This window comes from Lacibacterium aquatile, assembly GCF_042683105.1.
Taxonomy (GTDB): Bacteria; Pseudomonadota; Alphaproteobacteria; order Elsterales; family Elsteraceae; genus Lacibacterium; species Lacibacterium aquatile.
Genome location: NZ_JBHUIP010000016.1, coordinates 16,217 through 42,821 on the forward strand (window position 1 = coordinate 16,217; position 26,605 = coordinate 42,821).

Here is a 26,605-nt window from a genome sequence, read left to right on the forward strand (position 1 = left end):
GGATCGTCGAATGTCTTTGCGGAACGGTTAGTTTTAAGAGGCCTGGGGGAGACCGCTGCTCCTATACCAGCAGCCGGACGTCCTTGGGCGAGACGCCGAACTGGCGCTTGAAGGCGGTCGCGAAATTGGCGGGGCTGTTATAGCCCGCGATGAAGGCCGCCTCGGTCACCGTCACGCGATCCTGCAGCAGGGCATCGCGCGCCCGCTCGATGCTGCGGCGGCGCACATAGTCGAAAACGCTGGTGCCATAGGCCGACCGGAAGAGGCGCTGCATCACGCTGATGCTCATGCCCGCCACCCTGGCGATCTCCTCAAGGCTCAAGGCTTCGCCGAGATTGGCCTCCAGGTAGTCGCGCACGCCGCGTACCCGCTCGCGGTCGCGCGTGGACAGGCCGCCCGCCTGGGACATATCTTCGCCCGCCATCGCGGCCAGCGTCTCGGCCACCACCTCGACCGCCCGGCTTTCGAGATAGAGATTGGTCATGAAGGTGGCGGAGTTGGGCGGGTTCAGGATCTGTTCGACCAGACTGAGCAGGCGCGGCGACGGGCGCCAGAAAGCCGAGGCCATATTGTCCGCGGCAAAGCGCAGGACGCCCCTGAAATCGCGAACCAGATCCACTCCGCCATTTTCGAGCCATTCTTGGGTCACGGTCACATTGACCTTGCGCACCTGATTGCCCCGCTTGGCATGGCGCACAAAACGGTCCGGACCCGTGCTCGCCAGCACGAAGGCCTGCAAGTCGCCCGCTTGCGGGACACCGGGGCCCAGGTGATACGATCGGTCGCCAAGCTGCATATCGACCGATCCGCGCAGAAACAGGCTGGTCATCAGGCCTGCCTCGCTGACCGACTGGGTAGTCAGATCATGCAGATCCTCGGCGTCGGTCGAATGGAGCGACAGGCCGCCGCGCAAAGCGATCATCCGATAGTCGCCTTTGAGAACGGCGGCATCCGGTGAGAGGCGGGAGGGCTCCAGCACCTTGAAATCCGCGCCATTCTGTTCGGCCAGCGAGGCGATATTCTCGCTATAAACCGACTTTCCGGCTATGGGCTGCCCATCCGACATCTGCCTTCCACACATCCCTCATTCATACCTTTGACCAAAACGCAAAGAAACTAGACCGCAGCGCAAAGGCATCGTTTTTCAGTGTCGACTATAAGTCATCCAGTAACGACGCGGCGTCGCCGTCCGATTTTCAAATGCAAATGCTTATCATTATCCTTAGCATGGGCAACGGGAGCGGTCGAGGGGGCAAAGGCGTCAATCGCTTGGATTGCTGCGGCTTTGCGCCGCTCTAATTGTTTCGAGGGTAGAGGGATGAGGAAGTTGAAGAGGCGGGTCGCCCGTCGGTCCATGGCGCTGCTTGCGGCACCGGCCATTGTTACCTTCGGGGTTGCCTCGATGCTGACCCCGGCTGGCGCCCAGGCCCAGCAGACTCAGCCCCAGACCACCGTCCTGAAGCCGCTCACCCTCGAAGGTGTCGCCCGGCAGCAGGAAACCAATGTCGAATTGCCCGAGGCGGATATCGACACCCGTCAGCCGCAGAATCTGCGCGAACTTTTCGAGACCCAGAGCGGCGTGACCGTCGCGGGCGGCAGCACCGCTTCGCAGAAGTTCTATGTGAACGGCCTGGATCAGGCGAAGCTGAATGTCAGCATTGATGGCGCCATGCAGCGCAACAACATGTGGCACCACGGCGGCAACATGTTCTTCGATCCGAGCTTCCTGAAAAGCGTCGAGATCGATGCCGGTGTCGCGCCCGCCGATGCCGGTCCCGGCGCCCTGGGTGGTGCCGCCCGGTTCGAGACCAAGAACGCCCGCGAGATGCTGGAACCCGGCCGCAGCTTCGGTGGCCTCGCCTCGCTCGGCTATGACACGAATTCCCAGGCGATCCGCACCACGGGCGCGGGTTATGTCGCCTCGGGCGGGTTCGACTTCCTGGGCATGGCCAGCCGCCTCAAGGGCGACGATTACGTCAATGGCGACGGCAACGGTGAACGCGGCACGGCCGACAACCTGATCGATGTGCTGGCCAAGATCGGTTACCAGACCGACGGCGGCGACCGCTTCCAGATCACCGGCGAGCGTGTGCGCGACAATGGCTATCGCCGCTTCCGCGCCAATCTCGGCAATTTCGGCGGCCCCGGCGCCGTCATGTCCGATAACAAGGCGGTGCGCGAGAACCTCAGCTTCTCCTATAAGAAGCTGCAGCCCACTGACTGGTTCGACCCGGAAGTCGAAGTCTATTATTCCAAGAGCGATCTGGAACGCCCGCGCGACGAGCCCCTGTTGCCCCCGCCCTTCTGGCGCGGCAACTTCAATTCCAACATGACGACCGTCGGCGGCAAGGTGCAGAACAGCTTTGCCATTCCGACCGGCAAGCTGACCGTCGGTACCGACTATTACCATAGCTCGTCTGAAGTGAACGGCTTCATGCCGGGCCTGACCAACCTGGACGAGCGCGTCTCGAACATCGGCGGCTTTATCCAGGCCCGTGTCGAGCCCTTCCAGGATCTGAAGGTATCGACCGGCCTGCGTGTCGACCGCCAGCATTACCGCTCGGTCGACGATCAGAAGTTCGACAATACCGGCTTCAGCCCGAACATCTCGGCCGAATATACCATCGCCAAATATTTCACGCCGTTCGCCGGTTACAGCTACAACTGGGGCGGTATCGAGCAGTCGGAAATCGCACCGTTCCACGCGGCGCCCTATACCTACGCCACCGACATCCAGCCCGCTTCCTCGCATAATTTCCGCGGCGGTCTGAAGGTCAATTACGAGGGCTTCCACGCCCAGGCGGCCTATTTCCACACCGTCGTCTACAACCCGACTACCTATAACTATCCGCCGCCCACCGGGCAGCGCCTCAACGGTCGGGATCTGATCTCGCGCGGCATCGACCTTGGGGTCGGATATGGCTGGGAAAATGCCGGTGTGGACTTCAAGTACACCCACACGGTCAACCGCTACGGGGAGCGCATGTCCCTGCCCGAGGATTACAGCAACGGCGTTCCGGTCGGCGATATCTTCAAGCTGGGCGGCTGGTACCGGATCGACAGCGTCGGCGTGACGCTGGGCGGTTCGGCCGAAGTGGCCCGCTCGGTCGACGACTGGGCTCTGACCAACGCCGGGTATGAAAAGATCGACGGCTATGGCACCGCCAATCTGTTCGTCTCCTGGCAGCCGACCTTTGCCGACTTCCTGACCCTGCGCGCCGAAGCCAACAATATCTTCGACGAAAACTACGTTAGCCGCGGCAGCTACAGCGAAACCGCGACCGTGACGCCGGTCTATTCGCCGGGCCGCTCATTCCTCTTCTCGGCAACGGCGAAGTTCTAGGCGGCCTGCCTCAAGTAGGCCAAAGGCCGGTAGGCAAACATACCAAACAAGCTCTTCCCGGGGATCGCGAGTCTCCGGGAAGCAAAGGCGACGGCAGGGGCCGCTCTTCTCCCCCTGCCGTCGTTTTTTTACTCTCTTAGTAAATCGTCATCCTCGGGCTTGACCCGAGGATCCATAGGGTAGCTGGTCTAAACCGACGCAAGAGAGCGACAGCCGGCAGCTGGATCCTCGGGTCACGCCCGAGGATGACTGCTTGTTTGGGTGTGCGCCTCGCACCGGGATGACAATCCTATTGGGGATACCCCTCAAGCTCCGTCAGCTTCACCGCCCGGCCGCTGGTCACGCTTTCCATGGCGGCCACCCCGCAGAGCACCGACATGGCGCCCGAGCGGGCATCGGCGCGCTGGTGCAGCGGATCCTCCGACCCTTCGGTCAGCAGCATGCCCTGCAGTTTGACGTCGCCACCGAAGTGGCCCTGCTTCACATAGGGCACCTCGATCCGCTCGACCGTGCCGTCGTTCAGCACTTTCAGGATCACATCGACCGGCGGCTCCGGCCAGGGCTGGCGCTCGTATTGGCGCACCTCGATGCGGCCCTTTTTGCCGTTAAAGGCCAGGTGATAACCCTCGATCGGCATGAAGGTATTCAGCGAATAGGAAACCTGGACGCCATTCTCATAGAGGATCGCCGCCGACATCACGTCGGGGATATCGATCTCCGGGCGGAAGACGCATTGGTCGCGGTGATAACCGTCGGCCTGCCAGGCTTCGCCATACAGGCCGTTCAGCCATTCATCGCCCTTGAGGTCGAAATAAAAGCTGCAGTCATTGGCGCCGGGACAGGTGGAGCAACGCTCGCCCAACTGGACACCCTGCTTGCCATAGTGGCGCTGCTCGCCGCGCGCAAACACCTCACGCGGGGTGGAGGCCAGAAACCAGTTCAGCAGGTCAAAATGGTGGGTCGCCTTATGGACGAATAAACCGCCCGACATCTCGCGGTGGGCATGCCAGCGGCGGAAATAATCGGCGCCGTGGATGGTGTCGAGATACCAGTGGAAATCCACCGACACCACCTCGCCGATGCTGCCCGCCAACAGTTCCTGCTTGATGCGGGTCGCGGTCGGGGCATGGCGATAGTTGAAGGCGACATCGACCCGCCGCCCGGTGCGTTTCTGCGCTTCCAGGATGCGGGCGCATTTCTCGGCGGTGGTGGCCATCGGCTTTTCGACGATGATGTCGCAGCCCGCCTCCATCCCCATGATGGCGTGGATATCATGGTCGCGGTCGCGGGTGCAGACCATCAGCGTATCCGGCTTCACCGTCGCCAGCATGGTGGCGAGATCGGTGAATTTCGGCGTCTGCCGCCCGATCACCTCGGCCGCGCGGTCAAGGCGCATAGGATTGATATCGCACATGCCGACCAGTTCGACCCGGTCGTCATAGACCTTTAAAAGCTCCAGTCCCCAGGTCCCCGTTCCGCGATGGCCGGTTCCGACCAGGGCGATGCGGCGACGTCTCGATCCTTCCGATGTCATTTTTTATGTCCTTTAGCAAACGGTGCGGAACCGTTCGATGCAGGTTGTCAGAACCTCGTTACCGTCCTTCTTCCACCAGTTTTCGGCAGAGAAGATCTCGACCTCTTGCGGGCCGTTGAAACCGGCAGCCTCGATGGCGGCGCGGATGGGCTTCAGGTCGATGACGCCGTCGCCCATCATGCCGCGATCCAGCAGCAGATCGCGGGTCGGCACCAGCCAGTCGCAGATGTGATGCGCCAGGATACGGCCCAGCTTTCCGGCGCGCTCGATCTGCTTGAACAGCTCCGGGTCCCACCAGACGTGATAGACGTCGATGGCCACCCCGACGCCCTCGCCCAGGCCTTCGCAGATATCCAAGGCCTGACCGAGCGTATTCACGCAGGCGCGGTCGGCGGCATACATCGGGTGCAGCGGTTCGATGGCCAGCGGCATGTTGTTGGCGCGGGCGTGGGGCAGGATCGCCGCGATCCCATCGGCCACCATGCCGCGTGCCTCGGTGATATCCTTGGAGGAACCAGGCAGACCGCCTACCACCAGCACGAGGCAATCAGCCCCCAGAGTCACGGCCTCGTCGATAGCGCGGAGATTATCATCGATGGCCGCCTGCAACCCCTCGCGGGTCGCCGCCGGAAACATCCCGCCACGGCATAGGCCCGTCACCTGCATGCCGTTGTCCTTGATGATCCGCGCGCTTTCGGACAGGCCCTGCTTTGCCACCTGATCGCGCCAGGGGGCAACGGCGGTTATGCCGTGTTTCGCACAGGCCTCCACCGCTTCCCGTAATCCCCATTGCTGGCGGACGGTCGCGAGATTGATCGAAAGTCCTTTCATCTGTCCTCCCTTCAGGACAAGGGTGCCAGCGCGGCCCAATCGGGTCCGACCGCCGACCCTAGGCCGGGCGCCGCCAGCAGGCTTTTCAAGCTGACTGACCCGCCCTGGATGGCGAGACGCGTCCGCCCGTTCGACGCCTGGTAGAGATCGGCATGGGCAGTGAGGAACGCCTCCTGCTCGCGCTGATCCGCCCCGGCCATGCCGTCGACATAGTGATGGCCATTGCGCTCCACATGGCCCAGCCCCAGGAAGCTGGCGAGCAGCAAATCCTGCTGCACGGCGACACCGCCCTGGGTGGTCAGATCCTCGGCCGACATGAAATATCCCTCGCCCCAGGAGGCCACCCGCGCGCGATTGAGGATCGCGCGATAGATGCCTTTACAGGATTTGGAGGAGATGCCGCGATAACCCAGCGCCTTGGCGGTCACGAAACTATCGATATCGGCGTCGGATTCATCGATCTCCACGGCTACAGGCAGTTCGTGGATCGGCTCGGATAGTGCTTTGGCCCGGGCAATCGGCTGTTCGATGAACAGGGTCGCGGCGGCGAATTGCTTCAGGCTCGGCTGCTCGCCGATCTTGCGCCAAAGCTCGATCACCGGCTGTTGATCGGGATATTGCTCGTTGCCGTCCAGCGTCAGGCGATAGCCCGGAACCTTCGCGTCCAGCAGGCTGGCGATACGGGTTAGACGATCCAGATCGGCATCTATCTGCCCACCCAGCTTCACCTTGAAGTAACGGTGGCCATAGGCGGCGATGGCGCTTTCGACGCTATCAGGCAGCCCGTCATTCAAGAGCTCCTGGCGGTCGGCATCGAAGATCGCATCCAGCATGCCGATGGTATGGCGCACATGGATCTGATCCTGGGGAATGCAGCCGGTCAGGAAGTCATCAAGATCGAAGCCCTTCAGATCCGGCGCCGTTGTCGCATCGATCCCGGCGAGATTGGCGCGCAGGGCCTTTTGTGCCGGTAGGTCCAGCAGCTTGCACAGAGCATCCAGAATCGCCCGCTCCAGCAACGCCAGCCCGAAGGAGGCGATGAGCCCCCCCAGTCCCAGAGTCGCGCAGGCAGCGTGATGCGCCTTTTCAACCGATGCCGACAGGCCGAAGGCGGTGTTTTCGCCAGCCCCCATCAGATGAATGCGCGCTTCCCGCAACGAAGCACGCAGCTGGGAGAAATTCTCCTCGTTCGACAGATCCGGGTTCTTGTCGAACCATTTCGGCACGATCAGCTCCGCCGACTGGCCCAGCCCTTCGCGTCCATCAGCCAGTCGGATCCGTACCCGCACGAAAGCCTGAGGAGCGGCGGTGAGGGTGACGGCGCCGAAGCGAAAGGGCAGACGGAAGGTCACCGGCCGCTCGTAAAGCTCGGCCTCGACAAGCCGCAGGCGCGGGGCGTCGGCCCGGCTCATCCGATACCGCCGACCGCCAGCAGACGGCGCATGCGCTCTGCCGCCAGATCGGGATCGCGCAGCACGCGGGCGGTATCCGCCAATCGGAACAGCTCGGCAAAATGCTGGAGCGACCGGGCGCTCTGCTGCCCACCCAGCATCAGGAAGTGATCCTGCAAGCCATTGAGGTAGGCCAGGAAGACGACGCCGGTCTTATAGAAACGGGTCGGCGCCTGGAAGATATGGCGGCTGAGCGGGACGGTGGGCTCCAGGATCGCATTGAAGCCCGCGACATCCCCCGCCGCCAGCTTTGCGAGACCGGCCGAAGCAGCCGGCGCGATGGCATCGAAGATGCCCAGCAGCGCGTCGGAATAGCCCTGGGCGTCGCCCTCGATCAGTTCGGCATAGTTGAAATCGTCGCCGGTATACATGCGCACGCCCTTCGGCAGACGGCGGCGCATGTCGATTTCCTTCTCCTTGGAGAGCAGGGAGATTTTGATGCCGTCAATCTTGGCCGCATTGGCCTTCAGGATTTCCAGGCAGGTATCCATCGCCTGATAATCGTCCTTCGACCCCCAATAGCCCGCCAGGGCCGGGTCGAACATATCCCCCAGCCAATGGATGACCACCGGCTCCTTCACCTGGGACAGCAGACGACCATAGACCTTGGCATAATCGTCCGGCCCTTTGGCGATGCGGGCCAGCGCCCGGCTGGCCATCAGGATGATCCGTCCGCCGAGGCCTTCGATGAAGGCGAATTGATCCTCATAGGCCTTGATCACATCGTCGATGGTCAGACTGGCCGACAGATCCAGGTGATCCGTCCCCGCGCCGCAGGCGACGAGGGCGCCCCTCGCCTGGGCAGCCTTGAGAGAGCGACGGATGAGTTCCTGGGCACCGGGCCAGTCGAGTCCCATGCCGCGCTGGGCCGTATCCATCGCCTCCGCCACCCCGAAACCGAGGTCCCAGAGGTATTCGCGGAAAGCAATCGTCTTGTCCCAATCCACCCCCTGGTCCAGCCAGGGGGAATTATCGGCCAGGGGATCGGCCACCACATGGGCGGCGGCAAAGGCGATGCGGTTGAAACTCGGAACGCCTTTGGAGACCGCCAGCGGGGCGTTCTGAACGGTGTAAGGGGCAAGCGTGCGACCCGCCCCCGGCAGCAGCAGGCTCGCCATGGCCCTAGACCTTCAGGGCCGGAACGTCGAGCCAGCGACGTTCCTTCCAGCTTTTCAGCCCCAGTTCGGCCAACTGCACGCCCTTCACCCCCTGCATCAGATCGAACGCCCAGGGTGTATCGGCCGCCACATGGCGCAGGAAGTCTTCCCACTGCACCTTGAAGCCATTGTCGTAGGTCTGATTGTCCGGAACCTCTTCCCACTGATCCTGGAACTTCATGGTCTGCGGCTGGTCGGGGTTCCAAACCGGGCGCGGGGTATTCACCCGGTGCTGGGTCCAGCATTTGGTGAGGCCCGCCACCGCCGACCCATGCGTCCCGTCGACCTGGAAGGTCACCAGATCGTCGCGCCGCACCCGCACCGCCCAGGAGGAATTGATCTGGGCGATCACGCCGCCCTCCAGCTCGAACGTCGCATAGGCGGCGTCATCGGCGTCGGCCTTGTATTTCTTGCCCTGTTCGTCGAAACGGGTCGGGATATGGGTCGCGCCCAGGCAGCTGACCGCCTTGACCTCGCCAAACAGGTTATCCAGCACATAGCGCCAGTGGCAGAGCATATCGAGGATGATGCCGCCGCCATCCTTGGAGCGGTAATTCCAGCTGGGGCGCTGGGCGGGCTGCCAGTCGCCCTCGAACACCCAATAGCCGAACTCGCCACGCACCGACAGGATCTGACCGAAGAAGCCGCTGTCTTTGAGCATCTTGATCTTGCGCAGCCCCGGCAGATAGAGCTTGTCCTGCACGACGCCGTTCTTGACGCCCTTTTCCTTGGCAAGCTGCGCGACTTTGAGCGCGGTCGCCAGATCCTCGGCAATCGGCTTTTCGCAATAGACGTCTTTGCCCGCCTTGATGGCCCTGGTCAGCAGTTCGGCCCGCATCTGGGTCGATCCGGCATCGAAGAACAGCGTATCGTTCTTGTCGGCCAGGGCAGCGTCGAGATCGGTCGTAAAGCGGCTGATTCCGTGCTTTTTGGCAATTTCGGCGATCTTGTCGCCATTACGCCCCACCAGGATCAGATCCGGCAGCAGTTTGTCGCCGTTTGGCAGCAGAACGCCGCCTTGATCGCGGATCGCAAGCAGTGAACGCACGAGATGCTGGTTGTAGCCCATCCGCCCGGTGATGCCGTGCAGGATGATGCCGATGCGAGTGGTCGCCATGGCTGTTCCATCCCCCAAAAAGCGCGCCGTTTCATCGGCCGCTGTTATAACCGTATGGTTACTAAACAGACACGACTTGATCTGCCCGTCAAGGGGGTGGGGAGGGAAAGCAACGTTACTTTGGTTTCACCGTCATCCCGTGGCTTGACCACGGGATCTCCTCCGGGAGCCCGTCCAATCCCGCCGAGACAATGTGGAAGCGCGCCCGGAGGAGACCCCGGGATCAAGTCCCGGGGTGACGAATTCCTTAGAATTGACTACCGGTTGCCCTCCCCTAGGGCCGCAGATACGAGAGCACGGTGTTGACGATATGGTCGCCCCAATCGGTGAGCGCCTTGTCCTCGGTCAAGTCGCGACGAAAGATCGTCGAAAGCGTATAGCGGTTCGACAGATAAAAGAACCCGAGGGCGGCAATGGAGATATAGACCTGGACCGGATCGGCATCGGGCCGGAACTGTCCGGCATCGGCGCCCCGCTTGAGCAAGTCCCGGATCACCGAGACCAGCGGCGAATGGAGATCGAAAATCCGCGCCGAACGTTTGAGGTGCTTTGCTTTCAGCAGGTTTTCGGTATTGAGAAGACTTAAAAACTCCGGATGCTCGATGAAATAATGCCAGGTGAACAGCGCCAGTTCGCGCATGCCGTCGACCGGGTCGCGATCGGCAAGATGCAGCCGGGTTTCGGCAGAGCGGATAGCAACATAGGCGCCCTCCAGAACCGCCAGATACAAGGCCTCCTTGCCGCCATAATAATGGTAGAGCATCCGCTTGTTTACGTCGGCGCGCGCGGCGATTTCGTTGATCCTGGCGCCGCCATAGCCATGTTCCGTGAACTCCTGCACAGCAGCGGCAAGGATTGCCGCGCTGGTGCGTTCAGGATCGCGGACAGCTTTGTCGCGCACCGGCACGGCCTTCTGAGTCCGGCGCGGCAGAGCGCTGGACGGACCGGCTTTCGGCTTTACGGCAATCGGCTTTGTCATCGGTTGGTCACCTGTTTCTAAGCGGCTGGCATGCCCCCCGGCACCAGCCTCCTTGACAGCCATCCTAAACCCGATCTAGCGTGTAACCAACTGGTTATAAGTGGCCTAAGCTACAATCAGCCCGGCGGCAGCAATGCCTCACCGGGACCACGCCTAGGGAGGATCGTGGATGGACGCCCTGACTTCGACGACGCATGGGGGAATTTGCCTGTCGGCCTGATTGGCTGACCGGATCGGCTTGCCCTGATCGTCGCCCGTCTCGGGTGCCACCCGTCGACGCCTTCCACCCACCATTTAGGGAATGGAGGAAACGTCATGACGAAGCCTGGAATGAACCGCCGCACCCTGCTGAAAGCAGGCGCCGGCGCCGCTGGCCTTGCGATGCTGGGGGGTGCCGGACCGGCCTTCGCAGCCGACAAGCGCATCCGCATGTATTGGTGGGGCAGCAAGGAGCGCGCCGACCGCACCATCGCCACCAACAAGCTCTATCAGGAAGCCAACGCCGGGGTGAATATCGACGGCGAAACGCTGGCCTGGGGCGACTACTGGCCGCGCCTGGCGACCCAGACGGCGGGCCGCAATGCCCCCGACGTGATCCAGATGGATTACCGCTATATCTTCGAATATGCCCGGCGCGAGGCGCTGCTGCCGCTGGACCAGTTTGTCGGCAAGGCGCTGAAGCTGGATGATTTCGCCCCAGCCGCTGTCGATAGCGGCAAAGTGGACGGCAAGATCTTCGGTGTCAGCCTGGGCGGCAACAGCGCCGCCAGCCTCTATGACCGCGTGGCCTTTGAAACCGCCGGCGTGAAGCCGCCCGATTTCGACACCTCCTGGGCCGACCTCGCCAAGCTGTCGGCCGAACTGACCAAGGCCGCTAAGAAGCCCGGCTTCTTCGGCGTCATGGATGCCGGTGGCCTGGAATCGGTGCTGGAATGCTGGCTGCGCACCCGTGGTCAGGAACTCTATACCCCCGACGGCAAGCTGGGCTTTGGCGAAAAAGACATCCAGGAATGGTTCGCCTATTGGGCGGACATGCGCAAAAACGGCGGCTGCGTGACGCCGGATCTGCAGGCGCTGGATAAGCAGGCCCCGGAAAACAACATGCTGACGCTGGGCAAGGCTGCCATCGGCTTTGCCCATTCCAATCAGCTGGTCGCCTATCAGGCCCTCAACAAAAGCAAGCTGGGCATCACCTCCTACCCCACCGGCGGCGCGGGCGGAAAGCCGGGGCAGTATCTGAAGCCCTCGATGCTGTTCAGCATTTCGGCCCGCACCAAGGAGCCGGAGGAAGCCGCCAAGATCCTCAGCTTCTATATCAATGACCTGAAGGCCGGTAAGGCCCTGGGTGTCGAGCGTGGCGTGCCCGCCTCCGCAGCCGTGCTGAAGGCGATCACCCCGGACCTCGACGATCTGGGCAAGGCCGGTGCCGAATATGTCGCCGCCATGAGCAGCCGCGTCGGTGCCCTGCCGCCGCCGCCGCCGCCGGGCGCCGGTGAAATCCAGGTGCTGATCCGCCGCGTGAACGAACAGGTCGGCTTCAACCGCCTGTCGGTCGCCGATGCCGCCAAGCAGTTCGTCACCGAATCCACCACCATTCTGGGCCGGGGCTAGCAGCGCATGACGATGGCCGCCACCACGGCTGAGGTCAGGGAAAGCCCCTGGAAGCGGTCGATCCGCCGCAACCTCGCCGGTTATCTCTTCCTTCTGCCGTGGCTGGTCGGCTTTTTCGGCCTGACGCTGGGTCCTGCGCTGGGATCGCTCTATCTGTCCTTCACCGACTTCGACCTGTTGCGCGACCCCCGCTGGGCGGGGGCCGCCAACTATGTGCGCATCTTCACGGCGGACCCCAAGTTCGCCGAGTCGATGCATGTGACCTTTGTCTATGTGATCCTGTCGGTTCCCCTGAAGCTGGCGTTTGCCCTGGGGATCGCCCTGCTGCTGAACCGCGGCATGATGGGCCTGTCGGTCTATCGCGCGATGTTCTATCTGCCCTCCCTGCTGGGGGCGAGCGTCGCCATCGCCGTACTGTGGCGTCAGCTGTTCGCGGGCAATGGTCTCGTCAATCAGATCGTCATGCTGCTGTTCGGCATCCAGGGGCCAAGCTGGATCTCCAACCCGGATTACGCCCTCTATACCCTGGTGGTGCTGTCGATCTGGCAGTTCGGATCGCCGATGATCATCTTCCTGGCGGGTCTGCGTCAGATTCCCCAGGACATGTACGAAGCCGCGAGCATCGACGGCGCTTCCAAAGCACGCAAGTTCTGGAAGATCACCCTGCCGATGCTGACCCCGGTGATCTTCTTCAATGCCATCGTGCAGACGATCGAGGCCTTCAAGGCCTTCACTCCGGCCTTCATCATCTCCGAAGGGACCGGCGGGCCGATCGATTCGACGCTGTTCTACACGCTCTACCTCTATCAGGAGGCGTTCGGCTATTTCCGCATGGGGTATGCCGCCGCCCTGGCCTGGGTGCTGGTCGCCATCGTGGCGCTCTTCACCGCCTTCTCGTTCCTGACGTCGCGTTATTGGGTGCATTATGACGACTAAGCGCTATCCGGTGGCAAAGCCCCTGGCAGCCCATGTCGCGCTGCTGGTCGCATCGATCGCCATGCTCTATCCGCTGCTGTGGATGCTGGCGAGTTCCTTCAAGCCGGAAGACGAGATCTTCTCCTCCGCCTCCATCTGGCCGTCGAGCTTCAGCCTGGAGAGCTATATCCGTGGCTGGCAGGGACTGGAGGTCAGTTTCGGGCGTTTCTTCTGGAACTCGCTCGTCGTCTCCGTCCTGTCGGTGATCGGCAATGTGGTGGCCTGCTCGCTGGCGGCCTTTGCCTTCGCGCGCCTCAAGTTCCGGGGGCAGAAGCTTTGGTTCGCCCTGATGCTCGGCACGCTGATGCTGCCCCACCATGTGACGCTGATCCCGCAGTACATCCTGTTCCTGAACCTCGATTGGGTGAACACCTTCCTGCCGCTGGTGGTGCCGAAGTTCCTGGCGAGCGACGCCTTCTTCATCTTCCTGCTGGTGCAATTCTTCCGGGGATTGCCGCGTGAGCTGGACGAGGCGGCGATGATGGATGGCTGCAGCCCCTGGCGGATCTATTGGAAGATCATCCTGCCGCTGTCGTTGCCGGCACTCGCCACCGCCGCCATCTTCACCTTCATCTGGACCTGGGACGATTTCTTCGCGCCGCTCGTCTATCTGAACGACATGGGCTCCTACACCGTGCAACTGGGTCTGCGATCCTTCGTGGACAGCACCGGCAAGTCGGACTGGGGCGGGCTGTTCGCCATGTCGACCGTCGCGCTGATCCCGATCCTGATCTTCTTTCTGCTGTTCCAGCGCCTGCTGATCGAAGGCGTCGCGACCACCGGCATGAAGCGTTAGCGAGTATCCCGTTCCATGGCTTCCATCCGTTTTGCCGCCATCGGCCTCAACCATAATCACATCTACGGCCAGACCCGCCTGCTGATCGCGGCGGGGGCCGAGCTGGTCAGCTTCTTTGCAGTCGAGGATGATCTGGCCTCGACCTACGCCGCCAGCTTCCCCCAAGCCAAGCGCGTCAAGGATGTCGCCGCGATCCTGGAAGACAGCTCCATTCAGCTGATCACCGGGGCCGGTATCCCAGACACCCGCGCCGCCACGGCCATCGCCGCCATGCGCCACGGCAAAGATGTGCTGATGGACAAACCCGGCGTCACCACCCTGGCGCAACTGGCTGAGGTCAAAGCCGTTCAGCAGGAAACCGGGCGCATCTTCTCCATGTGTTTTTCGGAGCATTTCGAGACGCGCTGCACGGTGAAGGCGGGCGAGCTGGTGGCAGCGGGTGCCATCGGCAAGGTGATCCATACCGCCGGTCTGGGACCCCACAAGCTGAACCGCCCGATCCGTCCCGACTGGTTTTTCCAGCGTGAACGGTATGGCGGCATCATCACCGACATCGCCTCGCACCAGGTGGCGCAGTTCCTGTTCTTCACCGGGGCGGAGGATGCGGAGATTGCGGGCGCCACGGTCGCCAACCGCCATCACCCCGATCTGCCGGGACTGCAGGACTTCGGCGAGCTGATGCTGCGCTCCAAAGACGCCTCGGGCTATGTGCGGGTCGATTGGTTCACCCCGGATGGCCTTGGCACCTGGGGCGACGGGCGCCTGACGATCACCGGGACCGACGGCTATATCGAGCTGCGCAAATATATCGATATCGGCGGCGTGCCGGGTACCGACCATGTCTTCCTGGTGGATAAGAAGGGCATCCAGCGCATCGACTGTGCCCATCTGAAACTGCCGTTCGGGCCGCAGCTGCTGGCCGATATCCGCGACCGCACAGAAACCGCCATGCCCCAGGCCCGCGCCTATAAGGCCATGGAACTGGCGATCAAGGCCCAAAACCTCGCCGAAGGAGCCGCCTGATGGGCAGGATCTGGAACGTCGCCATCGTCGGCTGCGGCATCGGCCGCACCCATATCTTCGAAGGCTATGCGCGCCATCCCGACAAGTTCCGGGTACTGGCGCTCTGCGATCTCAACCCCGAGCGTCTGGCCGCCGTGGCCGACGAATTCAACGTCCCTCGGCGTACCACCAGCTTCCAGGATCTGTTGGAGATGGCGGATGTGGATATCATCGATGTCTGCACCCCGCCGGGTCTGCATTTCGAACAGACGATGGCGGCCCTCAAAGCCGGGAAACACGCCGTCTGCGAAAAGCCGCTGGTCGGATCCCTGGCCGAGGTGGACACGCTGGAAGCTGCCGAAAAGACCTATGGCCGCCGCATCCTGCCGATCTTCCAATACCGCTATGGCAATGGCGTGCAGAAGGCGAAACGCATCATCGATGCCGGGATCGCGGGCAAGCCGTACCTTGGCACCGTCGAAACCTCCTGGCACCGCACGCAGGTCTATTACGATGTCCCCTGGCGCGGCAAATGGGCGACCGAACTGGGCGGCGTGCTGGTCACCCATTCGATCCATAACCACGACATGCTGATGTATCTGATGGGCGACGTGGACCAGATCTTCGCCCGCACCGCCACTCGCGTGAATAAGATCGAGGTCGAGGATTGTGTTTCGGCTAGCCTGCGCATGAAAAACGGCGCCCTGGTCTCGCTATCGGCCACCCTGGGCTCGGTGCGCCAGATCTCGCGCCTGCGACTTTGTTTCGAGAACGTAACGTTTGAGAGCGGGCTGGAGCCCTATCGCCCCGGTGACGACCCCTGGATGATCCAGGCCGTCAATGCCGAGATACAGGAGCGCATCGACGATGCCCTGAAGGGCTGGCGCCACGTGCCGACCCGCTTCGAGGGGTTGATGGCGGAGTATGGTCCGGGGTTGGAGACGGGCAATCTGCCGGTCACCCTGGCCGACGCCCGCCGCTCGCTCGAGTTGGTGACGGCGATCTATACGTCGTCGGCCGAAGAACGCGCCATCGACCTGCCCCTCAAATCCGACGCCGTCCGCTATGGGTCGTGGCGTCCCCAGCAGCTCGCCGGATAAGGTTTTCAGCATGACCGCCCTTCGCCTCAAAAATCTCGTCAAGCGCTTCAGCGATCTGCAGATCATCCATGGGGTGGATCTGACGATCCAGCCGCGCGAGTTCACTGTTTTCGTTGGCCCGTCGGGCTGCGGCAAATCCACCCTGCTGCGCATGATCGCGGGGCTGGAGGAGATCAGCGACGGCGATCTTTATATTGGCGATCAACGCATGAACGACGTGCCGCCCGCCAAGCGCGGCATTGCGATGGTGTTCCAGTCCTATGCGCTCTATCCGCATATGAGCGTCTATAAGAACCTCGCCTTCGGCCTGGAAACTGCGGGCATGCCGAAGGACGAGATTGCCACCCGTGTGCAGAAAGCGGCGGAGATCCTGCAGATCGTCCCGCTGCTGCAGCGTAAGCCGAAAGCCCTGTCGGGTGGTCAGCGCCAGCGCGTCGCCATCGGCCGCGCCATCGTGCGTGAACCGCAGATCTTCCTGTTCGACGAGCCGCTGTCGAACCTTGATGCCGAACTGCGCGTGCAGATGCGGGTCGAGATCGCCAAGCTGCACCGCGAGCTGGGTGTGACCTCGATCTATGTGACCCACGATCAGGTCGAAGCCATGACCATGGCCGACAAGATCGTCGTGCTGCGCGCGGGCAGGATCGAACAGGTGGGCAGCCCGCTGGACCTCTATAACCGCCCCGCCAACAAGTTCGTCGCGGGCTTCATCGGCTCGCCGAAGATGAATTTCTTCAAGGTCGAAGGGACCTCCGAAGGCTCGGTCACCGTGGCAGGCGCGCAGATCCCGCTGACCGGGCGCCTCGGCACGCCGGAAACCTTAGGCGTGCGCCCCGAACACCTCACTTTAAGCGGCGGCGTCCTCCTGGGCGCGGCCACTGTCTCGCTGGTCGAGCAGTTGGGCGGATCGAGCCTGATCTATGCCAATCTGAGCGACGGGCAGGCGGTGACCATCCAGCTCGAAGGGCAGCAGACACCCGCCATCGGATCCAGCATCCAACTGCATGCCGACCCCGACCTGTGCCACCTGTTCGACAAGGACGGGCTGACGCTACGGCGGGTGTGAGACACCCAATCTTGTCATCCCGGACTTGATCCGGGATCTCGTGTAGACAAACCGCGTCGAGAAACCGGCCGGAACTCGGCCACGGGGAGATCCCGGATCAAGTCCGGGATGACGAGATCTATGGGGAAACGCTCCTGGAGGAGATCCCCCGCACGAAGCGGGCGATGATGACTCACATTTGTAGCAATGACTCCTAAGCGCAAAACACTCAGAATGACGCGATGGAAACACTGATTCTCATCGTGATCGCGGCTCTTCTGGTCGCCTATCTGATGCATAAGGGCCATCTGCGCGGACGGCGGGCCGAGCAGGAAGGCCGGTTCGCCGTCCATGACGATAAGGGTCGCGAAGTAACGGCCCCCCGCCCTAAACAGCCCAGCCAAGGCACCGACCTCTAAGCGTCCCGCGGTTGACTCTACCCCGCCTTGACTCTTTTGCTTGCAAGAGAACATAATGCGAACATTCATTCCTTGAATGGTCGCAGACATGAGCGCCAGCGTCCCCTCCACGCCCGCCGATACCGGCGCGTTGCGTCAGATGATCCGTCGGTTGGAACGGCCGATGGCGCTTGGGCAGACGCCGGTCAGTTTCGGCGATGCGGTGCTGGACGGCATCCTGCCCTGGGGTGGGTTACCGACCGGGGCGCTGCATGAGGTATCCGGGCCGGGCGCCCTGGGGTTTGCCCTGGCCATCGCGGGGCGTGCGCCGGGGCGGGTGATGCGGATCGCGCCGCCGGGCGGGCCGCTGCTCTATGGTCCCGGCCTTGCCCGGTTCGCGCTGACACCCCGCCGCCTGATCCTGGCCGATGCCAAGCGGGGGCCTGCGCTGCTGTGGGCGCTGGAGGAGGCATTGAAGAGCAAGGCCCTGGGCAGCGTCATCGTCCAGGGCGCCGATCCCGACCTGACGGAAACCCGGCGCCTGCAACTGGCGGCAGAGGCGGGCGGCAGTCTGGCCCTGCTGATCCGGGACGGGGGTGCCGCGTCGAGCGCGCTGACCCGCTGGCATGTCACCCCGGCCCCTGCCAGCGCGGACGGGGCCATCCGCTGGACGCTCGATCTTCTGCGCTGCCGGGGCGGGCGGCCGCGCCGGTTGCTGGTGGAGTGGCAGGATGAAGCGCTTTGCTTCCATCTGGTTTCCCCATTGGGCAACTGACCTTTTCGCCCGCAAGGCCGAGACGCAGTCCCCCTTCGTCCTGGTGGAGCGGGACCGCCACGGCCTGTGTCTGGCCGCCATAGACATCGGCGCCCATGCGCTTGGCCTCAGCGTCGGGCAGCGGCTGGCCGATGCGCTGGCGGCAATCCCGCATCTGGTCACCCATCCCTTCGATCTGGCCCTGACCCAGGCGGCCCTCGCCCGCATGGCCGACGAAGTACGGCGCTGGTCGCCCCTCACTGCCGTCGATGGGCCGGACGGGGTCGTGATCGACCTGACCGGTGCCTGCCATCTGTTTGGCGGCGAGGAGGGGGTGCTGAAGGATATGGCGGCACGCCTGGGCAAGCTGGGGTTCCAGCTGCGCACCGCCATTGCCGATACCGCCGGCGCCGCCTGGGCCTGGGCGCGCTACGGCGGGGGCGGCATCCTGCCGCCGGGCGCCGCCCGTCAGATGCTGGCCGCCCTGCCGGTCGCGGCCCTGCGCCTTGCCGTCGAGGTGCTGGAGGGGCTGCATCATCTGGGATTGCGCCGGATCGGGGATCTGATGGCCCTGCCGCGCGGCCCGCTCGCCACCCGCTTCGGCCGGGAGGCCATGCTGCGGCTGGATCAGGTGCTGGGCCGGCGCGAGGCAGCCTTGCCCTGGCGCCGCCCCCAGGTGCGCTATGCCCGGCGCCTGCCCTTTGTCGAACCCATCGGCAAGCGCGAGGATATCGATGCCGCCCTGATCCATCTGCTGGAGCTGCTGACCCAGGATCTCGACGAAGCACACCTGGGCGCGCGGCGCCTTGTCTATGTGCTGGAGAAGGTGGACGGCACGCAGCAGAGCTTCACCATCGGCACGGCGGTCGCCGAACGGGATGTGAGTTATCTCGCCCGTCTGTTCCGCGATCCCCTGGATGGGGCCGAGCCCGGCTTCGGCATCGAGGCCGCAACCCTGAGCGCCCCGGTGACCGAACCTTTCCATCAGGCGCAAGGTACCTTGAACCATCGCCGGGCGGCAGGAGACGGCTTTGTCCATCTGATCGACCGCTTGCGCCAGCGCCTGGGATCCCAGGCGCTCTCCACCCCCCTGCCGGTCGACAGCCATCTGCCCGAACGCGCCCAGCACCGGGGCGATCCGCTGGCGCCGGAGGTCCTGGACTGGCCCGCTCGCCTCGACCGGCCACCGCTGCTGTATTCTCCCGCCGAGCCTGTACAGGGCGACGGTCGCAGCCGTTTCTACTGGCGCGGTGGGGACTACCGGGTGGTGACGTCCGTCGGGCCGGAGCGGATCGGCCCGGAATGGTGGCAGGCCGCCCCCGGCACCCGGCCGCGCGACTATTGGCGGGTGGAAGATACGACCGGAGGCCGCTACTGGCTCTATCAAAGCGTCGAACCGGACGGGCGGGGCGGCTGGTACCTGCACGGGGTTTTCGCATGAGTAGCTATGCTGAACTCCAGGTTACCAGCAATTTCTGCTTCCTGCGCGGCGCCAGCCACCCGGAGGAGATGGTCAAAACTGCCAAGACCCTGGGTCTTGCCGCCATCGCCATCACCGACCGCAACAGCTTGGCAGGGGTGGTGCGCGCCCATCGGGAGACGCGGATCAACCCGATGCGCCTGATCATCGGCTGCCGCCTGGATCTCCAGGATGGCCCGTCGCTGCTCTGTTATCCGACCGACCGCGCGGCCTATGGTCGGCTGTGCCGCCTGCTGACCCTGGGCAAGCGACGGGCAGAGAAGGGGCAATGCAGCCTTTTCCAGGAGGATCTGACCGACGATTTCCTGACCGGCCAGATCCTGATCGCCCTCGATCCCGATGAAGCCTCTCTGTGCGCCTTGGTCAGTCGCTCGCCGGGGGCGGTCTATCTGGCTGCCCAACATCTCTTGACCGGCGGGGATGAGGCGCGCCTTGCCCGGCTGGCCGCCCTGGCCGAGGCCACGGGGGCGCCGCTGGTCGCCACCAACGACGTGCATTACCACATCCCCTCCCGCCGTCCTTTGCAGGACGTGCTGACCTGCATCCGCGAGGGTTGCACCATCGAGGACGCCGGTCACCGCCTGTTCCCCAATGCCGAACGGCATCTGAAGGGCGCTTCGGCAATGGCGGACCTGTTCCGCGATTATCCCGACGCCCTGGCCCGCACGCTGGAGATCGCGGATCGCTGCCGCTTCAATCTGGACGAACTGAAATACGACTACCCGGACGAGCCGGTCCCCCCCGGATCGACCCCCCAGGAATATCTGGAATTCCGCACCTGGGCAGGCGCCCTGGAGCGCTATCCAGACGGGGTGCCGGACAAGGTCAAAGCGTTGTTGCGCCGGGAGCTATCCCTGATCGCATTCAAGGGCTATGCCCCCTATTTCCTGACCGTGAACGACATCGTCGCCTTTGCGAAGGCGCGCGGCATCCTGTGCCAGGGACGCGGGTCGGCGGCCAATTCGGCTGTCTGCTACGTGCTGGGCATCACCAATGTCGACCCCAAGGACACCCAGGTGCTCTTCGAGCGCTTCATCAATATCGAACGCAACGAGCCCCCCGATATCGACGTCGATTTCGAGCATGAGCGGCGCGAGGAGGTGATTCAGTATCTCTACACCCGTTATGGCCGCCATCGCGCCGGGCTTGCCGCCACCGTCATCTCCTATCAGGGGCGCAGCGCGATCCGGGAGGTCGGCAAGGTTCTGGGGCTGTCCGAAGACATCACCTCCAGCCTGTCCGGCCAGGTCTGGGGCAGCTATGGCAGCGGGGTAGATGAGGATCGGGTACGGCAGGCCGGCCTCGACCCGAGCGAGCCGCGCCTGTCGCTCGCCCTGCGCCTGACAGGGGAACTGCTCGGCTTTCCCCGCCACCTGTCGCAGCATGTCGGCGGCTTTGTCCTGACCCGCACCCTGCTGGAGGATACGGTCCCCATCGGCAATGCCGCGATGGAGGATCGCACCTTCATCGAATGGGACAAGGACGACATCAATGCATTGGGCATGATGAAGGTCGATGTGCTGGCCCTGGGCATGCTGACCTGCATCAAACGCGCCTTCGCGATGCTGCAGGAGCACGACGAGCTAGATCTGGAACTGCACAGCGTTCCGCCGGATGATCCACAGGTCTATGACATGCTGTGCCGTGCTGAAAGCCTGGGTGTGTTCCAGGTGGAAAGCCGGGCGCAGATGAACATGCTGCCGCGCCTGAAACCGAGAGTGTTCTACGACCTCGTCATCCAGGTCGCCATCGTCCGGCCAGGGCCGATCCAGGGCAACATGGTCCATCCCTATCTCAAACGCCGGAATGGGGAAGAGGCGTTCGACGATTCGATATACGGCCGAAACCTTGAACTTAAGGAGGTTCTCGAACGCACCTTCGGCGTGCCGATCTTCCAGGAACAGGCGATGCGGATCGCCCAGGTCGCCGCACAATTTACCGAAAGCGAACTCAATGAGCTGCGGTATGCCATGGCGACCTTCCGGCGACGCGGCACCATCGGCGAACTGGAAGATAAGATGGTCGGGCGGATGGTCGCCCGGGGCTATGACCCGGAATTCGCCCAGAACTGCTTCAACCAGATCAAAGGCTTTGGTGAGTATGGTTTCCCGGAAAGCCATTCCGCCAGCTTCTCGCGTCTCGTCTATATCTCGGCCTGGCTCAAGTGCCACCACCCGGCGATCTTCGCGGCAGCGCTGCTGAACTCCCAACCCATGGGCTTCTACGCCCCAGCCCAGATCGTGGGCGATGCCCGCAAAAATCATGTCGAGGTCCGCGCCGCCGACATCAACCGATCCGACTGGGACTGTGCCATAGAAGCCGGACGATATGGCCATGCGCTGCGCCTTGGTTTGCGGCTGGTTCAGGGGCTGGGCAAGGAAGCTGCCCAGAAACTGATCAAGCAACGCGGAGTGGGCTATCACTCGGTCGAAGCTCTGCAACGGCGTGCCGGACTATCCCGCCGGGCGGTCGAAGCGCTGGCAGAGGCGGATGCTTTTGGATCGTTGGGACTGGAGCGGCGTGAGGCTTTGTGGGCGGCCAAGGCCCTGACGGTCGAAGCACCGTTACCGCTGTTCGCCATGGCGGGCGAGGATGTCAGCCTGTTCAGCGAACCGGAACCCAACCTGCCGCTTGCCCCGGCCTCCGAAGCAGTGATCGAGGATTACCGTGCAACCGGCCTGTCGCTGAAAGACCACCCCGCGAGTTTCTTGCGCGAATATTGGCGGCGCGAACGGATCATTACGTCCGCCGAAGTAGCAAAGTCCAAAGACGGCGCCCGGATCAATTTTTCGGGTCTTGTATTGGTGCGCCAGCGGCCGGGAACGTCCAAAGGTGTCGTCTTCGTCACCTTGGAGGATGAATTCGGCATCGTGAACGGCGTCATCTGGTCCAAGACCGTCGAGACCTATCGCCGGGTGCTGATGACCGCGCGGGTGATGGAGATCCGGGGCCGCCTGCAGCGTACCGACAGCGGCGCCGTGCCGGTGATCCATCTGGTGGCCGAACATCTGGAAGACCGCAGCGGCGATCTCGCCCGCCTGACCGGTCCCGGCCGCTATCTGCCGATCGAACCACCCCCGCAGCAAGCCAAGCCCTTCCGGGCAGGTCACCCGAGGAATACGCACGCCATCCCGCGCAGCCGCGACTTCAAGTAGCTCCTCGGCCCGGAAGAGTCCCCGCCATACTGCTGCCTAACCAAGAAGTCAGTTTGCGATAGAGCCTTCCAACGTTAGAACAGTGTCATGTCTCTTTCCGTCATCATTCTGACCTTCAATGCCGAAGCCACCATCGCTGCCACGCTTGCGAGCGCGGCGCTGGTTTCGGACGATATCCATGTTGTCGACAGCGGTTCGACCGACGGTACGCTGGCACTGATCGCGGCCTCTGGCGCGACGCTGCATCAGCACCCGTTCGAGAATTACGGCGCCCAGCGCAACTGGGCCATTGAGACCCTGCCGCTGAAACACGGCTGGCAACTGCATCTGGATGCCGACGAGCGGCTGTCGGACGATCTCGCCCGCCAGATCAAGGCGCTGCGAGATGCCGGTTTTCCGGGGCCTATTGTCGGCTATCATCTGCCGCGCCTGGTGCGCTTCATGGGGCGCGAGCTTAAACACGGCGGCTTCTATCCCACCTGGCATATGCGTCTGTTCAAGACCGGTCAGGGACGCTGCGAGAACCGCAAATACGATCAGCATTTCCTGTGCGATGGTCCGACGACGCAGATCCATGCGCCGATGATCGATGATCTGCGCATGAGTCTGACCGAATGGACCGCGCGCCATAACCGCTGGTCCGATGCCGAAGCCGATGAGATCGAGCAGGCGTCGCACGCCGAAGGACTCGTGAAGCCCGATATGAGCGGCGATCCGATCCAGAAGAAGCGCGCCCTGCGAGGCTGGTACAACAAGGCGCCGCTGTTCCTGCGCGCGCTGCTGCTGTTCCTCTATCGCTATGTCGCGCGTCTGGGTTTCCTGGACGGCACGCCGGGCTTGATCTATTGCGTGTTACAGACCTTCTGGTTCCGCTTCCTGGTGGATGCCAAACTTTACGAACGCCGTGCTGCCCGTGGAGACCGTTCTTAGATGCGTATTGTCGTTCACGATTACCCCGGACATGCATTCCCCGTTCAGCTGTCGCGTGAACTGGCGCGCCGCGACCATAAGGTGCTGCACCTTTATTTCGAGGAATTCCAGTCGCCCAAAGGCCCCTTGCGCCCGAAACCGGAGGACCCCTCCGGTCTGCGCATCAAGCCGATCAGCTTAGGGGAGCCGTTCCAGAAATACTCCTTCGTCAAGCGCTGGCTCCAGGAACAGACCTATGGATCCAAGCTGGTGGCCGAGGTTGAGGAGTTCCGCCCGAACGTGATCATCGGCGGCAACTCGCCGCTCGACCCGCAGAATAAGCTTCAGGCCTATGCCCGGCGCGAGAAGGTTGGCTTTGCCTTCTGGCTGCAAGACGTCTATGGCGTGGCCATCGATAAGATCCTGCGGGGCAAGCTCGGCGAATGGCTGGGCGGCATGGTCGGCAACTATTATATGAAGCTGGAGCGCAAGCTCTGGCGGAACTCGGACCAGATCGTCCTGATCACCCAGGACTTCAAGCCGCTGCTGCGCAAGGAAGGCATCCCCGACCACGGCATGCCGGTGATCGAGAATTGGGCCTCGCTGGCCGATCTGCCGCCGGGACCGTCGAACAATCCCTGGCGCCAGGAACATGGGCTGGTCGGCAAGTTCGTGTTTCTCTATTCCGGCACCCTGGGCCTCAAACATAATCCCAGTCTGCTGGTGGCGCTGGCCAATACCTTCCGGGAAGATCCGAACGTCGCCATCGTGGTAGTGACCGAAGGTATCGGTCGCGAGTGGCTGGCCGAACGCAAGGTTGCCGAGAATCTCGACAATCTGATCCTGCTGCCCTTCCAGTCCTATGAGGCGCTCCCGGATGTCATCGCCACCGGCGATGTGCTGGTCGTGCTGCTGGAGCCGGATGCCGGGGTCTATTCGGTCCCCTCCAAGACCTTGACCTATCTCTGCGCCAAACGGCCGATCCTGGGCGGCATCCCGACCGATAATCTCGCGGCCCGGCTGATCGCCCGGAACAATGCCGGCGTCGTGGTCGATCCCAGCGACGTCTCGGGCTTCGTGAATTCGGCGCATACCTTGCTGGAATCGCCAGAACTGTGCGCCCAGATGGCGAATTCGGCCCGCAATTATGCGGAAAAAGCCTTCGATATCGTCGCAATCGCCGACCGCTTCGAAGCCGTGTTGCAGGCCGCCATCGACGGCGCCAAGGCCGATCCAAACAAGCCACCGCCCCCGGCGGCAGCGGTGGAAGCCCCCTTCCCCTTGGAAATGCCGACCGAAGTAGAAACACCCCCGGCGATGCCACCTCAGAACCCGCAGGGCAACCCTTCGGGCCGGGGCGGCTTTAATGCGTGATCTGGTGCCGCTGGTCGAGCGGTTGTCGTCCGCGCGGATCGTGCTGGTGGGCGATATCATGCACGACCGCTTCATCTATGGATCGGTTCAGCGCATCTCGCCGGAAGCGCCGATCCCTGTGCTGCAGGTAAACCGCGAGACCGACACCCTGGGCGGCGCGGGCAATGTGCTGCGCAATCTGGCGGCGCTGGAAGCTGAAAGCTGTTTCCTGACCGTGCTGGGCGACGATGGTCCCGGCCATACCGTCACCTCCATCATCGCCGATATGAAGCATTGCGAACCCCATCTGTTGGTGGAGCGCGACCGTATCACCACCGTCAAAACCCGCTATGTCGCCGGTATCCAGCAGTTGCTGCGTGTCGATGCCGAGAATGTGGCGTCAATCACTGACGGCACGGCTGAGGATCTGGTGTCGCGGGCCGTCGATGCTCTGAAGGATGCCAAGGTTCTGGTGCTGTCCGACTATGGCAAGGGCGTCCTAACCGACAAGGTGCTGCGGGCGCTGATCGATGCCGCACGCGGTGCGGGCGCCATGGTTGTCGTTGATCCCAAAGGCCGGGATTATTCGCGCTACGACGGCGCAACCATCGTGACGCCGAACCGTGCCGAACTGGCCGAGGCGACGGGGCTGCCGGTGCATGACGCCGATAGCTGCGTTTCCGCTGCCAAGGCGCTGCTGGCGCGCTGCGGACTTGCGGCTGTGCTGGTGACCCGCAGCCAGGATGGCATGACCCTGGTCCGGCGCGATCAGGAGCCGGTGCATCTGCCGACCAAGGCCCGCGACGTGTTCGACGTGTCGGGCGCGGGCGATACCGTGGTGGCAACCCTCGCGGCGGCCTTAGCATCCGGCACGCCTATGGAAGAAGCCTGTGCGCTGGCCAATGCCGCTGCGGGTGTGGTGGTCGGCAAGATCGGCACAGCCGCCTGTTCGGCCGCCGAACTGTCCGCGGCCTTGCAGGGCGAAATGTTCGCCCAGGGTGAAAGCAAGGTTCTGGGCCGACAGGTGATGCTGGACCAGGTGGCAGCCTGGCGCGCGCGCGGCCTCAAGGTCGGTTTCACGAACGGCTGTTTTGATCTGATCCATCCCGGCCACGTGTCGCTGCTGACCCAGGCCAAGGCTGCCTGCGACAAGCTGGTGGTCGGGTTGAATACGGATGCCAGCGTCCGCAAGCTGAAAGGCGAAACGCGGCCGCTGCAATCCGAGGCCGCCCGAGCACTGGTGCTGGCGTCGATGGCTGCCGTCGATGCGGTGACGCTGTTTGGCGAAGACACACCGCTGACCCTGATCGAGGCGATTCTGCCGGATGTGCTGGTCAAGGGCGCCGACTATACGGTCGAAACCGTGGTCGGCCACGAGATCGTGCAGGCCAATGGCGGGCGTGTGATGCTGGCCGATCTGACGGCGGGGCAGTCGACCACCAATATCGTCGCCAAAATGGGCCGCGACGCTCGCCCGTAGGGGGCATCTGCGTCGTTATCTGAAATGCTCGGCGCTCACGTACAGTCGTACGTTCCGCGCCTGTGCTTCCAGATGCCTAGCATCTCCCCCCTCCGGCCTTCGCTTCTAAAGCCGCAAAATAGAACTCGACATCCC

The 26,605-nt window shown here is 63.2% G+C and carries 21 protein-coding genes; 14 read left to right on the forward strand and 7 right to left on the reverse strand.

The window, feature by feature from the left end:
- Positions 1 to 61: 61 nt before the first annotated feature.
- On the reverse strand, positions 62 to 1,066 hold the full coding sequence (locus ACFSM5_RS19515) for an AraC family transcriptional regulator (protein ID WP_379878273.1): 1,005 nt from the start codon (positions 1,064 to 1,066) through the stop codon (positions 62 to 64).
- A gap of 252 nt (positions 1,067 to 1,318) precedes the next feature.
- Between ACFSM5_RS19515 and ACFSM5_RS19520 the strand changes: the two genes are divergently transcribed.
- A complete protein-coding gene (locus ACFSM5_RS19520) occupies positions 1,319 to 3,343 on the forward strand; it encodes a TonB-dependent receptor domain-containing protein (RefSeq protein WP_379878274.1) in 2,025 nt (674 codons plus the stop codon).
- 289 nt (positions 3,344 to 3,632) lie between these two features.
- On the opposite strand, the gene ACFSM5_RS19525 is transcribed toward ACFSM5_RS19520, so the two are convergent.
- The 6 genes from ACFSM5_RS19525 to ACFSM5_RS19550 all read right to left on the reverse strand — a co-directional run bounded on the left by ACFSM5_RS19525 (position 3,633) and on the right by ACFSM5_RS19550 (position 10,412).
- Positions 3,633 to 4,877, reverse strand: a complete 1,245-nt coding sequence (locus tag ACFSM5_RS19525; RefSeq protein ID WP_379878275.1) for a Gfo/Idh/MocA family protein — start codon at positions 4,875 to 4,877, stop codon at positions 3,633 to 3,635.
- A 12-nt stretch (positions 4,878 to 4,889) separates the two neighbouring features.
- Positions 4,890 to 5,708, reverse strand: a complete 819-nt coding sequence (locus tag ACFSM5_RS19530; protein WP_379878276.1) for a sugar phosphate isomerase/epimerase family protein — start codon at positions 5,706 to 5,708, stop codon at positions 4,890 to 4,892.
- A gap of 11 nt (positions 5,709 to 5,719) precedes the next feature.
- Positions 5,720 to 7,120 (reverse strand): mandelate racemase, encoded by a 1,401-nt coding sequence (locus ACFSM5_RS19535; RefSeq protein WP_379878277.1) that lies wholly within the window; start codon positions 7,118 to 7,120, stop codon positions 5,720 to 5,722.
- Positions 7,117 to 8,277, reverse strand: a complete 1,161-nt coding sequence (locus ACFSM5_RS19540) for a dihydrodipicolinate synthase family protein (protein ID WP_379878278.1) — start codon at positions 8,275 to 8,277, stop codon at positions 7,117 to 7,119. The genes ACFSM5_RS19535 and ACFSM5_RS19540 overlap by 4 nt, the downstream gene beginning before the upstream one ends.
- A 4-nt stretch (positions 8,278 to 8,281) precedes the next feature.
- Positions 8,282 to 9,433, reverse strand: a complete 1,152-nt coding sequence (locus ACFSM5_RS19545) for a Gfo/Idh/MocA family protein (RefSeq protein WP_379878279.1) — start codon at positions 9,431 to 9,433, stop codon at positions 8,282 to 8,284.
- Positions 9,434 to 9,707: 274 nt separating this feature from the next.
- Entirely contained in the window at positions 9,708 to 10,412 is a 705-nt protein-coding gene (locus ACFSM5_RS19550; RefSeq protein ID WP_379878280.1) for a TetR/AcrR family transcriptional regulator, read from the reverse strand.
- Between the two features lie 315 nt (positions 10,413 to 10,727).
- Between ACFSM5_RS19550 and ACFSM5_RS19555 the strand changes: the two genes are divergently transcribed.
- From ACFSM5_RS19555 to rfaE1, 13 genes are all read left to right on the forward strand, one after another.
- Positions 10,728 to 12,023 (forward strand): ABC transporter substrate-binding protein, encoded by a 1,296-nt coding sequence (locus ACFSM5_RS19555; RefSeq protein WP_379878281.1) that lies wholly within the window; start codon positions 10,728 to 10,730, stop codon positions 12,021 to 12,023.
- 6 nt (positions 12,024 to 12,029) lie between these two features.
- Entirely contained in the window at positions 12,030 to 12,959 is a 930-nt protein-coding gene (locus ACFSM5_RS19560; RefSeq protein WP_379878282.1) for a carbohydrate ABC transporter permease, read from the forward strand.
- Positions 12,949 to 13,794, forward strand: a complete 846-nt coding sequence (locus ACFSM5_RS19565; RefSeq protein WP_379878283.1) for a carbohydrate ABC transporter permease — start codon at positions 12,949 to 12,951, stop codon at positions 13,792 to 13,794. Before ACFSM5_RS19560 ends, ACFSM5_RS19565 begins: the two co-directional genes overlap by 11 nt.
- Positions 13,795 to 13,809: 15 nt before the next feature.
- A complete protein-coding gene (locus tag ACFSM5_RS19570) occupies positions 13,810 to 14,817 on the forward strand; it encodes a Gfo/Idh/MocA family protein (RefSeq protein WP_379878284.1) in 1,008 nt (335 codons plus the stop codon).
- Entirely contained in the window at positions 14,817 to 15,896 is a 1,080-nt protein-coding gene (locus tag ACFSM5_RS19575; protein WP_379878285.1) for a Gfo/Idh/MocA family protein, read from the forward strand. The genes ACFSM5_RS19570 and ACFSM5_RS19575 overlap by 1 nt, the downstream gene beginning before the upstream one ends.
- A 10-nt stretch (positions 15,897 to 15,906) precedes the next feature.
- The gene (locus ACFSM5_RS19580) at positions 15,907 to 16,962 is read left to right on the forward strand and encodes an ABC transporter ATP-binding protein (RefSeq protein ID WP_379878286.1); all 1,056 of its coding nucleotides are present in this window, start codon (positions 15,907 to 15,909) and stop codon (positions 16,960 to 16,962) included.
- A 221-nt stretch (positions 16,963 to 17,183) separates the two neighbouring features.
- A complete protein-coding gene (locus ACFSM5_RS19585; protein ID WP_379878287.1) occupies positions 17,184 to 17,360 on the forward strand; it encodes a hypothetical protein in 177 nt (58 codons plus the stop codon).
- A gap of 88 nt (positions 17,361 to 17,448) precedes the next feature.
- Positions 17,449 to 18,114, forward strand: coding sequence for an ImuA family protein (locus tag ACFSM5_RS19590; RefSeq protein ID WP_379878288.1), 666 nt, complete (start codon positions 17,449 to 17,451; stop codon positions 18,112 to 18,114).
- Positions 18,071 to 19,534, forward strand: coding sequence for a Y-family DNA polymerase (locus ACFSM5_RS19595; RefSeq protein ID WP_379878289.1), 1,464 nt, complete (start codon positions 18,071 to 18,073; stop codon positions 19,532 to 19,534). The genes ACFSM5_RS19590 and ACFSM5_RS19595 overlap by 44 nt, the downstream gene beginning before the upstream one ends.
- Complete coding sequence (locus ACFSM5_RS19600) at positions 19,531 to 22,728, forward strand: error-prone DNA polymerase (protein WP_379878290.1); 3,198 nt, start codon at positions 19,531 to 19,533, stop codon at positions 22,726 to 22,728. Before ACFSM5_RS19595 ends, ACFSM5_RS19600 begins: the two co-directional genes overlap by 4 nt.
- Positions 22,729 to 22,815: 87 nt before the next feature.
- A complete protein-coding gene (locus ACFSM5_RS19605) occupies positions 22,816 to 23,658 on the forward strand; it encodes a glycosyltransferase family 2 protein (RefSeq protein WP_379878291.1) in 843 nt (280 codons plus the stop codon).
- Complete coding sequence (locus ACFSM5_RS19610; RefSeq protein WP_379878292.1) at positions 23,659 to 25,011, forward strand: glycosyltransferase family 4 protein; 1,353 nt, start codon at positions 23,659 to 23,661, stop codon at positions 25,009 to 25,011. It abuts the gene before it with no gap.
- Positions 25,004 to 26,470 carry a D-glycero-beta-D-manno-heptose-7-phosphate kinase gene (gene rfaE1 / locus ACFSM5_RS19615; protein ID WP_379878293.1) on the forward strand — a complete coding sequence of 489 codons (1,467 nt, stop codon included), beginning with the start codon at positions 25,004 to 25,006 and terminating at the stop codon, positions 26,468 to 26,470. Before ACFSM5_RS19610 ends, rfaE1 begins: the two co-directional genes overlap by 8 nt.
- Positions 26,471 to 26,605 lie beyond the last annotated feature (135 nt).